9 protein-coding genes are annotated in these 13058 nt (G+C 71.6%); 2 read left to right on the top strand and 7 right to left on the bottom strand.

The window, feature by feature from the left end; all coding sequences use genetic code 11:
• The 6 genes from AB0M97_RS05945 to AB0M97_RS05920 all read right to left on the bottom strand — a co-directional run bounded on the left by AB0M97_RS05945 (window position 1) and on the right by AB0M97_RS05920 (window position 8619).
• Entirely contained in the window at window positions 1-921 is a 921-nt protein-coding gene (locus AB0M97_RS05945; protein WP_365959494.1) for a DUF4097 family beta strand repeat-containing protein, read from the bottom strand.
• Window positions 922-1082: 161 nt separating this feature from the next.
• A complete protein-coding gene (locus tag AB0M97_RS05940; protein ID WP_028420339.1) occupies window positions 1083-1262 on the bottom strand; it encodes a DUF6104 family protein in 180 nt (59 codons plus the stop codon).
• A gap of 596 nt (window positions 1263-1858) precedes the next feature.
• Window positions 1859-5659, bottom strand: coding sequence for a multifunctional oxoglutarate decarboxylase/oxoglutarate dehydrogenase thiamine pyrophosphate-binding subunit/dihydrolipoyllysine-residue succinyltransferase subunit (locus AB0M97_RS05935; protein ID WP_365959493.1), 3801 nt, complete (start codon window positions 5657-5659; stop codon window positions 1859-1861).
• A 315-nt stretch (window positions 5660-5974) separates the two neighbouring features.
• Window positions 5975-7084, bottom strand: a complete 1110-nt coding sequence (locus tag AB0M97_RS05930; protein ID WP_365959492.1) for an ATP-binding protein — start codon at window positions 7082-7084, stop codon at window positions 5975-5977.
• Window positions 7081-7818 carry a response regulator transcription factor gene (locus AB0M97_RS05925; RefSeq protein WP_365959491.1) on the bottom strand — a complete coding sequence of 246 codons (738 nt, stop codon included), beginning with the start codon at window positions 7816-7818 and terminating at the stop codon, window positions 7081-7083. Before AB0M97_RS05925 ends, AB0M97_RS05930 begins: the two co-directional genes overlap by 4 nt.
• Before the next feature lie 123 nt (window positions 7819-7941).
• The gene (locus AB0M97_RS05920) at window positions 7942-8619 is read right to left on the bottom strand and encodes a spermidine synthase (protein WP_365959489.1); all 678 of its coding nucleotides are present in this window, start codon (window positions 8617-8619) and stop codon (window positions 7942-7944) included.
• Between the two features lie 173 nt (window positions 8620-8792).
• Between AB0M97_RS05920 and lon the strand changes: the two genes are divergently transcribed.
• Window positions 8793-11207, top strand: a complete 2415-nt coding sequence (gene lon, locus AB0M97_RS05915; protein WP_365959488.1) for an endopeptidase La — start codon at window positions 8793-8795, stop codon at window positions 11205-11207.
• Window positions 11208-11533: 326 nt separating this feature from the next.
• Complete coding sequence (locus AB0M97_RS05910) at window positions 11534-12034, top strand: MarR family transcriptional regulator (protein WP_365959487.1); 501 nt, start codon at window positions 11534-11536, stop codon at window positions 12032-12034.
• A gap of 82 nt (window positions 12035-12116) precedes the next feature.
• Here the strand turns inward: AB0M97_RS05910 and AB0M97_RS05905 are convergent, their stop codons facing one another.
• Window positions 12117-12950 (bottom strand): hypothetical protein, encoded by an 834-nt coding sequence (locus tag AB0M97_RS05905; RefSeq protein WP_365959486.1) that lies wholly within the window; start codon window positions 12948-12950, stop codon window positions 12117-12119.
• Window positions 12951-13058: the final 108 nt, after the last annotated feature.

The following is a 13058-nucleotide window of genomic DNA, read 5'->3' as shown; positions in this document are numbered from 1 at the left end:
TCAGAGCACCTTCTTGTCGGTCGTGCCGTCGGCCGGGGAGCCGCCGGGGCCGGAAGCGGAATGGTCCGTCGCCGGAGTCCCCGCCGGGCCCGGGGCCGCGTCCCACGGCTCGTCCTCGCCGGGTGGCCTGCGCAGCAGGGCGATGGAGCCGGAGACGGTGGTCGCGCGCAGCTTGCCGTTGCCCGCGCCGAGCCGGCCGGTGACCTTGTGCGCGCCCCACTGGCCGTGCACCCTCAGGCCGTCGAAGGCGTTGGAGATCGTCCCGCTCGCGGTGTTCGCCTCGACCTCGGCGTCCGCCGGGTGGGGGAGCCGGATGGCGATCTCGCCCGAGACGCTGGTCAGGCCGACGTCGGTCGGGCCGTCCGGGTCGAGGTCGACGATCATGGAGCCGCTGACCGAGTCGGCCCGCACGGAGCGGCCGGAGCCCTCGACCACCGTGAGGTCGCCGGAGACGGAGTGGAAGCGCAGGTCGCCCGTGACCGCCTGGGCCTCCAGATTCCCGGAGACGGTGTCGGCGCGCACCGGGCCGGACAGGCCGACGAGGGTCGTGTCGCCGGTGACGCCCTTCACCACCGACCGGCTCCGGATGCCGGAGACGACGGCGGCGGCGCCGACGACGCCGACCTCCACGCGCGTGTCCGCGGGAACGGCCAGGGAGACCACGGCGCGGCGGCGCCAGCCCTTGCCGTCCAGCCACTTGAGGAAGCCCTTCCAGGGCAGGTCCTCGTACGCCACGGTGAGCGTGCCGCCCTGCTGGGTGACGATCAGGGGCGGGCCCTCGATCTCGGAGACTTCCAGGCGGGCGGAACTCTCGTCCGTCCCCACGACGTTCACCGTTCCGTTGACGATGCGTACCTGGAGTTCGCGCACGGGGTCGTCGAAGGTGATCTTTTCGGGCTCCGTGACGGACCACTCGGACATGGTGCAGACCTCCTGGGTCGAACCGGACCGCACGGGCAGCCGGAGACAACGCGACACGCCATATCGCGTCCTGTGGAATCACGATATATCGCGGACAGGAGAAGTCAAGACACCCGTTCCGGTGATCGCCGCCCTCGGGCGGCGGACGAGAAGAGGCCCCCCTACTCGTCGTCCTCGTCGTCCAGCCGCGCCAGCCACGTGGCCAGCCTTTCCACCGGGACCTCGAAGTCGGGGTTCAGGTCGACGAACGTCCGCAGCTGCTCGGCGAGCCACTCGAAGGTGATCTCTTCCTCGCCGCGCCGCTTCTCCAGCTCCTCGATGCCGCGGTCGGTGAAGTACATGGATCGTGCTCCGTCGGGTCGGCGCAGGGAGAGGGAGCGTCCCGGGCGGGAAGGCCCCTGTTTCCTGCGGGAGGTTTCCTGCGGGGAGTTCCCCGCGGGAACAAATGGACCAGGTCTTTCGTCGTCTTTCCGACAGGTGTGAGGGATGACTGAAGGAAGACCGAAGGAAGACAGCAAAAGGATAGGCGCAGGCAGCGGCGTGCCCGGAGGGGCAGCCGGGGCCCTGGCGCCGTAGCAGCCCCGCGTCCGGCCCGCGGCGCGGCGACCGGCACCGGAGGACGCCGGGGGAACGCCGGGGGAGCGGGGAACGACGAACCCCGAGTGGAGGGCCCGCGATGTCACCGACGGGATCGCGCAGCGCGGAGGCGTTCATGGCGCAGCCGAGGGTCCAGGGGTGGTTCTCCCGCGGGAGTGGACGGGGATGTCGAGGAACGTGCCGTTGTGCCCGCCGGCCCGCGCCCGCAACCGCCCCTGCTGGGACTGCGGACCCGGACCACCTGACGCGCACGGCGCTGGCCCGTCGTGCGGCCCGGACGCCGGAAGGGCCCGCCCCCGGGACATCCGGAGGCGGGCCCTTCCCGTGCCGCGTCAGAGGCTCACGCCTCGAACACCTCACGCACCAGCTGCTCCTGCTCCGCCTGGTGCCGCTTCGCCGAGCCGACCGCCGGGGACGACGAGTGCGGGCGGGAGATGCGGCGCAGGCGCTCGCCGGGCGGGATGTCCGCGCCGACCGCCAGGTCCAGGTGGTCGATCAGGTTGAGCGCGATGAACGGCCAGGCGCCCTGGTTCGCCGGCTCCTCCTGGGCCCACAGGTACTTCTCGACGTTCGGGTACTTGGCGATCTCCGCCTGGAGCTCGGTACCCGGGATCGGGTACAGGCGCTCGATGCGGATGATGGCCGTGTCCGTCACGCCGCGCTTCTTCCGCTCGGCGTCGAGGTCGTAGTAGACCTTGCCGGTGCAGAAGACGATCTTGCGGACGGCGGCCGGGTCCACGGAACCGTCGCCGATGACGGGGCGGAAGCCGCCCGTCGTGAACTCCTCCGCCTTGGAGGCCGCGGCCTTCAGTCGCAGCATCGACTTCGGCGTGAAGACGATCAGCGGCTTGTGGTGCGGGTTGTGCACCTGCCACCGCAGGAGGTGGAAGTAGTTCGCCGGCGAGGTCGGCATGGCGACCGTCATGTTGTTCTGCGCGCACAGCTGCAGGAAGCGCTCCGGGCGGGCGGACGAGTGGTCCGGGCCCTGGCCCTCGTAGCCGTGCGGCAGGAGCAGGACGACGCCGGAGGTCTGCGCCCACTTCTGCTCGGCCGAGGAGATGAACTCGTCCACGACCGTCTGCGCGCCGTTGACGAAGTCGCCGAACTGCGCCTCCCACATCACGAGCGCGTCCGGGCGGGCCAGCGAGTAGCCGTACTCGAAGCCCATGGCCGCGTACTCGGACAGCAGGGAGTTGTAGACGTTGAGACGCGACTGGTCCTCGGAGAGGTACTGCAGCGGCGTGTACTCCTCGCCCGTGTTGCGGTCGATGATGACCGCGTGGCGCTGGCCGAAGGTGCCGCGCTGGGAGTCCTGGCCGGCCAGGCGGACCGGGACGTTCTCCAGCAGCAGGGAGCCGATGGCGAGGGTCTCGCCCATGCCCCAGTCGATCGTGCCGTCCTCGACCATCGCCGCCCGGCGCTGCAGCTGCGGCAGCAGCCGCGGGTGGACGGTGATGTGGTCGGGGATGTTGACCTGGGACTCGGCGATCCGCTTGACGACCTCGCCGGACACCGCGGTGTTCACGGCGACCGGGAACTCCGCCTGCGGGTCGGAGGGCGCCACGGCGGACGGCTGCGAGGTGGCCTCGCGGACCTCGGTGAAGACCTTCTCCAGCTGGCCCTGGTAGTCCTGCAGCGCCTGCTCGGCCTCTTCCAGGGTGATGTCGCCGCGGCCGATGAGGGACTCGGTGTAGAGCTTGCGCACCGAGCGCTTCTTGTCGATGAGGTCGTACATCAGCGGCTGCGTGAAGGCCGGGTTGTCCGACTCGTTGTGACCGCGGCGGCGGTAGCAGATGAGGTCGATCACCACGTCCTTGTTGAACGCCTGGCGGAACTCGAAGGCCAGCCGCGCGACGCGGACCACGGCCTCCGGGTCGTCGCCGTTCACGTGGAAGATCGGGGCCTCGATCATGCGGGCCACGTCCGTCGCGTACATGGAGGAACGCGAGGACTCGGGGGCCGCGGTGAAGCCGACCTGGTTGTTGATGACGATGTGGACCGTGCCGCCGGTGCGGTAGCCGCGCAGCTGCGACATGTTCAGGGTCTCGGCCACCACGCCCTGGCCGGCGAAGGCCGCGTCGCCGTGGATGGCGATGGGCAGGACCGTGAAGTCCGTGCCGCCCTTGCCGATGATGTCCTGCTTGGCGCGGGCGACGCCCTCCAGGACCGGGTCGACCGCCTCCAAATGCGAGGGGTTGGCGACCAGGGAGACCTTGATCTGCTCGCCGTCCAGGCCCGTGAAGGTGCCCTCGGCGCCCAGGTGGTACTTCACGTCGCCGGAGCCGTGCATCGACTTCGGGTCGAGGTTGCCCTCGAACTCGCGGAAGATCTGCGCGTACGACTTGCCGACGATGTTGGCGAGGACGTTCAGGCGGCCGCGGTGGGCCATGCCGACGACGACCTCGTCCAGGCGGGACTCGGCGGCCGAGTCCAGGACCGCGTCCAGCAGCGGGATGACGGACTCGCCGCCCTCCAGCGAGAAGCGCTTCTGGCCGACGTACTTCGTCTGCAGGAAGGTCTCGAACGCCTCGGCGGCGTTCAGCCGGCGCAGGATGCGCAGCTGCTCCTCGCGCTCCGGCTTGGAGTGCGGGCGCTCCACCCGGTCCTGGATCCACTTGCGCTGCTTGGGGTCCTGGATGTGCATGAACTCGATGCCGGTGGTGCGGCAGTACGAGTCGCGCAGCACGCCGAGGATGTCGCGCAGCTTCATCATCGACTTGCCGGCGAAGCCGCCGACGGCGAACTCGCGCTCCAGGTCCCACAGCGTGAGCCCGTGCTCGACGATGTCCAGGTCGGGGTGCTTGCGCTGGGTGTACTCCAGCGGGTCGGTGTCGGCCATGACGTGACCGCGGACCCGGTAGGAGTGGATCAGGTCGAAGACGCGGGCGGCCTTCGTGACGTCGTCGTCGTGGCTGGCGTCGATGTCCTTGAGCCAGCGGACCGGCTCGTAGGGGATGCGCAGCGACTCGAAGATGTCGTCGTAGAAGTTGTTCTCGCCGAGCAGCAGGTTGGCGACCTGGCGCAGGAACTCGCCGGACGCGGCGCCCTGGATGACCCGGTGGTCGTAGGTCGACGTGAGGGTCATGACCTTCGAGATGCCGAGCTTGTTCAGGGTGTCCTGGCTGGTGCCCTGGAACTCCGCCGGGTAGTCCATGGAGCCGACGCCCATGATGACCGACTGGCCGGGCATCAGACGCGGCACGGAGTGGACGGTGCCGAGGCCGCCGGGGTTGGTCAGGGAGACCGTCACGCCGGAGAAGTCGTCCATCGTCAGCTTGCCGTCGCGGGCGCGGCGGACGATGTCCTCGTAGGCCTGCCAGAACTCGAAGAAGTTCAGCGTCTCGGCCTTCTTGATGGCCGCGACGACGAGCTGGCGGTCGCCGTTGGGCTTCACCAGGTCGATGGCCAGACCGAGGTTGACGTGGTCCGGCTTGACGAGGGTGGGCTTGCCGTCCACCTTCGCGTAGTGCCAGTTCATCGACGGCATCGCCTTGATGGCCTGGACCATCGCGTAGCCGATGATGTGCGTGAAGGAGATCTTCCCGCCGCGGGCCCGCTTGAGGTGGTTGTTGATGACGATGCGGTTGTCGAACAGCAGCTTCACCGGGACCGCGCGCACGGACGTGGCCGTGGGCAGCTCCAGGGAGGCGTCCATGTTCTTGGCGACCGCGGCGGCCGGACCGCGCAGGGTGACCTGCTCGCGGCCGGCCGGGGCCTCGGCGGCGGGCGCGGCCTTCGCCGCGGGCTGCGCGGCGGGGGCGGCCTTGGCCGGGGCGGCCGGGGCCTTCGCCGCGGGCTGGGCGGGGGCGGCGGCCGCCGGCTTCGGCGCCTCGGGGGCGGCCGGGGCCTGGGCGGGAGCGGCGGGCTGGGCGGGAGCAGTGGGCTGGGCGGCCGGGGCGGCCGGAGCCTGCGCCGGGGCCTGGGCCGTGGTGGTCTCCGCGACCGGGGTCGCGGCGGCGCCCGGCTTGTAGTCGGCGAAGAAGTCCCACCAGGCTCGGTCTACCGAATTCGGGTCCTGGAGGTACTGCTGATAGATCTCGTCGACGAGCCACTCATTGGGACCGAACGCGGCAGCGGGGTTCTTGCCCGCTTGTTCGGTGTCGGTCGAGATGTTCGAGTTACTGGGGGACTGTGGCGACACGGCGGCAACCGCCCTCTTCCGCTTCACAAGGTGATGGACAGCGGAAATAAAGGCTACGCCTCCTGGACCGAGAAGGTCAGGCCGGGCCCGTCCATCGTCGCGCACATCACATCGAACAGCGTGTTTCGCCGTCTGAAATGGCGGGAAACAAGCGTGGTTACTCCCCCGTAGCCCGAACAGCCCGGGGGCACCCCCGTGATCGGGGAAAGGGCGCCGTCACCCGGCCCCCGCGGCCGGGGGCGGGTCCGCGCCTGATCGCGCGTGCCCGTCGGCGCGGTCGCCGGTGGATCTTGAGGCCCGGCTTCGAACTGTACGTCAACTCGATACGGAAGGCAGTCCCGGAAGAGTGACAAGGATCCGGCAGCCGCGCTCGGATTCGGCCACGCGGATCCGGCCGCCGTGCAGATCGACGGCCCAGCGGGCGATGGCCAGGCCGAGTCCGGTGCCGCCGTCGCTGCCGGGACCGTGCGGCCGGTTGGCGTTGCCGCGGTTGAACCGCTCGAAGACGCGGTGCCACTCCGACTTCGGGATGCCGGGCCCCTCGTCCAGCACCTCCAGCTCCAGCGACTCCGGGTGCGGCCCGCGCCGCGCCCGGACCGTCACGCGGCCGTGCGGCGGGCTGTGCTTGACCGCGTTGTCGATGAGGTTGGCGACCACCTGGTGGATGCGCTCCGGGTCCGCGTGCGCGGACAGCTCCGGCGGGGACACGTCGAGGTGCAGATGGACGTCGGTACGGGTGTGGCTGCCGGAGCCGGACGCCATGCCCGCGCGGGCCGAGGCGACCATGTTGGCCTCCTTCAGCACGCCCGACAGATACGGCCACACCTCGAAGCGCCGCTTCTTGAGCGGGACGACGCCGTTGTCGAGCCGGGACAGGTCGAGCAGCGTCTCGACCAGCCGGCCGAGCCGTTCCGTCTGCTTCAGGGCCGTCCGCATGGTCTCCGGGTCGGCCTGCGTGACCCCGTCGACGATGTTCTCCAGCACCGCGCGCAGACCCGCGATCGGGGTGCGCAGCTCGTGCGAGACGTTCGCGACGAGTTCCTTGCGCTGCCGGTCCTGGGCGGCCAGCTCGTCCGCCATGCGGTTGATCGTCTGGGCCAGGTCGCCCAGCTCGTCGCGGCGGTTCTCGCGCACCCGGCGCGTGTAGTCGCCGTGCGAGATGGACCGCGCCACCGCGTTCATCTCGTCCAGCGGCGACGTCAGGGAGTGCGCCACGAACTGCGTGATGAGCAGGGTGGCGATCATCGAGAAGACCGTGATGAAGCGCAGCTCGGTCTCGGTGCGCATCGCGATCATCATCAGCCCGGTGGTGATCAGCACCGAGATGACGACCAGGGCACCCAGCTTGGTCTTGACCGAGAACGGGCGTACGCCGCCCCAGGGCTCCCCGGGGCTCCTGCGTGCGGCATCCCGCCCCGAGCTCATGGCGTCGGCGTCTCCAGCGCGTAGCCCACGCCGTGCACCGTGCGGATCCGCTCGGCGCCGATCTTCCGGCGCAGCGCCTTGATGTGGCTGTCGACGGTGCGGGTGCCGGAGGCGTCCGCCCAGTCCCAGACCTCGGCCAGCAGCTGCTCGCGGGAGAGCACGGCACGCGGCGTGTTCGCCAGGCACACCAGCAGGTCGAACTCGGTGGGCGTCAGGTGGACGTCCTCCGAGCGCACCCGCACCCGGCGCTGCGCGTGGTCGATCTCCAGCTCGCCCAGGCGCAGGATGCCGCTGCGGGGCGTCGCGGCGGCCAGCGCGGCCCGCTCCACGCGGCGCAGCAGGACGTGCACGCGCGCCGCGAGCTCCCGCATCGAGAACGGCTTGGTCATGTAGTCGTCGGCCCCCACGCCGAGGCCGACCAGCATGTCGGTCTCGTCGTCGCGCGCGGTGAGCATGAGCACCGGCACGGGCCGGGCGGCCTGCACGCGCCGGCAGACCTCCAGACCGTCGAAGCCGGGGAGCATGATGTCAAGGATCAACAGGTCGGGCTGCCAGGCCTCGGCCGTGTCGACGCCGGACGGGCCGTCGCCCGCCGTTTGCACCAGGAACCCCTCGGCGCGCAGGCGGGTCGCGATGGCGTCCACGATGGTCGGGTCGTCCTCCACCACCAGAACCCGGCGCTGCGCGCCCGGGGTCGCCGCCGTGCTGTTGTGGGAGGTGTGTGTCTGCTCCATCGCCCGCCCCTGAAGTGTGCTTTCCGGAACCAGTGGGGTGATCCCTCGTCTGCGCATGACTGCGATTGACGCTTGAATGATCCGCGCCAGGGAAGCAGCGTACGGGGAGTCACCACGGGTTTGCTATCCAGGGCGGACGCCGACGTGCACGACGTCCGGAACGCCCCGGGCAACGGGGATCTCTTCGGTACGCACCCGCTGGAACCCGGCATTCCGCAAGGTTCCCTCGAATTCCGGAGAGGGCTGCGCCGACCACACCGCCAGGACTCCTCCGGGCCTCAAGGCCCTTGCACAGCTTGCCAGTCCGGCCGGTGAGTACAGTCCGCCGTTGTCCTCCGTGACGGTCCAGCCGGGGCCGTTGTCGATGTCCAGGCACAGGGCGTCGTACGTGGCGTATGTCTCACCGAGGTGCGTGATCAGGTCGGACGCCACGATCTCGGTGCGCGGATCGGCGAGCGCGCGGGCCGAGAGCGGGGCCAGCGGTCCCGACCGGTGCCAGCCGATGACGGCGGGCTCGCGCTCGACGACCGTGACGCGGCCCCACCGGGGGTGGTCCGCGGCGTGCGCGAGCGAGAAGCCGACGCCGAGGCCGCCGATCAGCACGTGCGGCCGGGGCCGGTCGTCGAGCGCGTCGAGAGCGGCGTCCACCAGCCGCCGCTCCGAACGCCCGTCGGAGGTGTCCATCAGGAAGCAGCCGTTCGCGATGATCTGCAGCAGCCCGCCGTGCCTGCGCAGCACGACCTCGCCGTGCGGGCCCTCACATCGGTCCAGTACTTCGGGAATGTCGTACGAGGTGGCCATCCGCCCATCCTGCCAGGGCATGTTCGCGGGCCGCCGCGGGTTTCCTCCGAAGGAGATCGCCCGCCGCGTGGCCGTCTGATCGCTCACAGCGAACAACGCCGTCTGGCCGGAACAATCGGCACTCCCGCAACATTGAGTCGGCATAGCTCAACTTGACTGCTGAAGGGGAGATCATGGCTTCGACGTCCACACCGCTCACCCTGCCCGTGCTGCCGCTCGACGACGAGGTCGTGCTGCCCGGGATGGTGGTCCCGCTGGACCTGAGCGACTCCGAGGTGCGCGCCGCGGTGGAGGCCGCGCAGGCCGCCGCCAAGGCGGAACCCGGAAAGCCCAAGGTGCTGCTGGTGCCACGCATCGACGGGACGTACGCCGGCATCGGTGTCCTCGGCACCGTCGAGCAGGTCGGCCGGCTGGCCGACGGCGACCCGGGCGCCCTGATCCGCGGCCGCGGCCGGGTGCGGATCGGCGCCGGGACCACCGGCCCGGGTGCGGCGCTGTGGGTCGAGGGCACGACGGTGGAGGAGACCGTGCCGGACCCGCTGCCGGGCCACGTCACCGAACTGGTCAAGGAGTACAAGGCGCTGGCCACCGCCTGGCTGCGCAAGCGCGGCGCCTGGCAGGTCGTCGACCGCGTGCAGGCCATCGACGACGTGTCCGCCCTCGCCGACAACTCCGGCTACTCGCCGTTCCTGACGACCGAGCAGAAGGTGGAGCTCCTGGAGACCGCCGACCCGGTCGCCCGCCTCAAGCTCGCCACCCAGCAACTGCGCGACCACCTCGCCGAGCAGGACGTCGCCGAGTCCATCGCCAAGGACGTCCAGGAAGGCGTCGACAAGCAGCAGCGCGAGTTCCTGCTGCGCCGCCAGCTGGAGGCCGTCCGCAAGGAACTGCGCGAGCTCAACGGCGAGGAGGAGGGTGCCGAGTCCGACGACTACCGCGCCCGCGTCGAGGCCGCCGACCTGCCCGAGAAGGTCCGCGAGGCGGCCCTGAAGGAGGTCGACAAACTGGAGCGCGCCTCCGACCAGTCGCCGGAGGGCTCCTGGATCCGCACCTGGCTCGACACGGTCCTGGAGATGCCGTGGAACGAGCGCACCGAGGACCAGTACGACATCCAGGGCGCCAGGTCGGTCCTCGACGCCGAGCACGCGGGCCTCCAGGACGTCAAGGAGCGGATCACCGAGTACCTGGCGGTGCGCAAGCGGCGCGTCGAGCGCGGCCTCGGCGTCGTCGGCGGCCGGCGCGGCGGCGCCGTGCTCGCCCTCGTCGGCCCGCCCGGCGTCGGCAAGACCAGCCTCGGCGAGTCCGTCGCCCACGCGATGGGCCGGACGTTCGTCCGGGTCGCCCTCGGCGGCGTCCGCGACGAGGCCGAGATCCGCGGCCACCGCCGCACCTACGTCGGCGCGCTGCCCGGCCGGATCGTGCGGGCCATCAAGGAGGCCGGCTCGATGAACCCGGTCGTGCTGCTGGACGAGATCGACAAGGTGGGCTCGGACTTCCGCGGCGACCCGGCGGCAGCCCTGCTGGAGGTCCTGGACCCGGCGCAGAACCACACCTTCCGGGACCACTACCTGGAGGTCGAGCTGGACCTGTCCGACGTCGTCTTCCTCGCCACGGCCAACGTCCTGGAGGCCATCCCGGAGCCGCTCGCCGACCGCATGGAGATCGTCCGCCTGGACGGCTACACCGAGGACGAGAAGATCGTCATCGCCCGCGACCATCTGCTGCCGCGCCAACTGGAGCGGGCCGGGCTGGGCACCGACGAGGTGGAGATCGACGAGAGCGCGCTGCGCAGGCTGGCCGGCGAGTACACCCGCGAGGCGGGCGTGCGGAACCTGGAGCGGTCCATCGCCCGGCTGCTGCGCAAGATCGCCGCGCAGAACGAACTGGGCGAGCGGGAGCTGCCGTTCACCGTCGGCGCGGACGACCTGCGCGACCTGATCGGCCGGCCGCACCACGTGCCCGAGTCGGCGCAGGACCCGGCCGAGCGGCGCACGTCGGTGCCGGGCGTGGCGACGGGCCTCGCCGTCACCGGCGCGGGCGGCGACGTCCTCTACGTCGAGGCGTCGCTGGCCGACCCGGAGACGGGGGCGTCGGGGCTGACCCTGACCGGTCAGCTGGGCGACGTGATGAAGGAGTCGGCGCAGATCGCGCTGAGCTTCCTGCGCAGCCACGGCGCCGAGCTGGAGCTGCCGGTCGGCGACCTCAAGGACCGGGGCGTGCACATCCACTTCCCGGCGGGCGCGGTCCCCAAGGACGGCCCGAGCGCCGGCATCACGATGACGACCGCGCTGGCCTCGCTGCTGTCCGGCCGCCTGGTCCGTACGGACGTGGCGATGACCGGCGAGGTGTCGCTGACCGGCCGGGTGCTGCCGATCGGCGGCGTGAAGCAGAAGCTGCTCGCGGCCCACCGGGCGGGCGTCACGACCGTGATCATCCCCAAGCGCAACGAGCCCGACCTGGACGACGTCCCGGCCGAGGTCCTGGACAGGCTCGACGTCCACACCGTGACGGACGTCCGCCAGGTACTCGAACTGGCCCTGTCCCCGGCCACGAGCACGGCCGCACCGGAGGTTCCGGTCGCGGTGTGACGGCCCGACCGGACAGCGCGGGGCCCGGGTCCTTGAGGGGACCTGGCCCCGCGCGCCGCCCGGGACACCGCACAGGCGTACGCCCATCAGCGGGCCCTGCGCGCGCGTGCGGCCGCGTGGCCCGGACCCCTGCTGCCGTCGCGTGGGAAGTGCCGGTCGGGGCGCGCCCGGGCCCCGCGGCCCCGCTCGTGGGCCGCCCGCCCCGGGCACCGCCAGACCCCCCTGGACCCCTCGCCCCCCTGACCTGCGAAATACTGACCGAGCTGCGGTGACGGCCGCGCAGGGCGGACACTTCTCAGGAGCGGGAAACCGAGGCAGGGGCTGACGTGCACGAAGACGGCAACGGCAACGGCGACGGACGCGGAGTCGACCCCGGGACGGCCGCCAGGGGCGTCGACCGGCCCGGGTTCCTCGCCCTGGAGCGAGAGCTGACGGTCCTGCTGCGCCGGGCCCGGGCCAACCAGGGCGAGATGGCCCGCGAGGTCCACCCCGACCTGGAGCCGTCGGCGTACGGCCTGCTCGTGCGGCTCGACGAGTGCGGCAGGCAGCGCGCCACCGACCTCGCCGCCTACATCGGCGTCGGCAAGGCGACCATGTCCCGGCAGCTGCGCGCCCTGGAACAGCTGGGCCTGGTCTCCCGCGAGCCCGACCCGGCCGACGGCCGCGCCTGGCTGGTCGAGCTCACCCCCGAGGGCCGCACCCGCGTCGGCCGGGTCCGTGAGGCCCGGCGCGCCCGCTACGCCGGCCGCCTCGCCCACTGGGACCCCGACGAGGTCACGGAGTTGGCCCGGCTGCTGCACCAGCTCAACCGCCAGATGGAGAAGTGACGCCCCCGGCGCCCCCGACACCTCAGGCACCCCAAGACCTCAGGGCCTCCGCGGCCCCCGACACCTCAGGGACCCCTACACCTCAGGTGCCTCCAGCGCCCCCGACGTCCCCGGCGCCCCACGGAGCCGCCAGTTCCGCGTGAACGACCGTCGCGTCGTCGTGCGCCTTGGCGCGCCCGAGGAACGCCCGCCGCTCCCGGTCGGCCCGCTCCAGTTCCCGCACCCGGTCCACCAGGGCCTGCGCCCCCTCCTTGCGCACCAGGGCGAGGCAGTCCCCCCAGTCGCCCTCCCGGAACGTCTCCACCCAGCGCGCCGCCCCGTCCGTCAGCGCCGTCAGCGAGCGCACCCCGGCGCGCGGCAGGCTGCCCGTCACCGCGCGCCGGGCCACCGAGGGGTCCGCGGCGGCCGTGAAGAAGCCGCCCTCCTTGTTCCGGAGCGTGGCGTCCACCAGCGCGTCCGTCGCCAGCGCCGAGCGCGGGAGGCGGGCCAGCCGATCGTCCAGCAGCGCCGTCACCGCGCCGTCGGGGGACTCCACCAGCAGCGCCGAGTCGGACAGCACCAGATACTCGACGGCGGCCGGGGACCAGCGGGCCAGAACCACCGTGGCCTGCGGCGTCCGGGGGTGAGAAAGGTCACAGGTTGCGCGGTGCGCATCCGCGGTACGGACGATGCCACGGGCCAGCACCTCGGCAAGAGGTACATCCGGGAGTGAAACGGTCAGTTCGGTCAGGGCGCCGCCGAGCCGGGCGGTGTACCAGGGGACGGAATGCAGACACCCCGTCCCCCCGGCCGGCGGAGTCACCCCGTCCAGGACGACGACCGAACCGCCCTGCCCGGAGGCCGGTAGTCCGACGCTCGCGAAGTCCTCGTTGGGGCGGTCCGGGGTGCCGGGCTCCGAGACGAGTTCAGTACGCATCCGGCCAGTCTGCACGACCCTTTCACAACGTCCGCAAAAGGCTGTCGGTCGTCGCCGAAACAGCACGCCCGCGCAGGTCAGAGGTCTGATTTGCGGGGGATTGCTGCA

This window comes from Streptomyces sp. NPDC051207, assembly GCF_040682395.1.
GTDB lineage: Bacteria > Actinomycetota > Actinomycetes > Streptomycetales > Streptomycetaceae > Streptomyces.
This window is presented reverse-complemented; position numbering and strand designations above follow the sequence as displayed.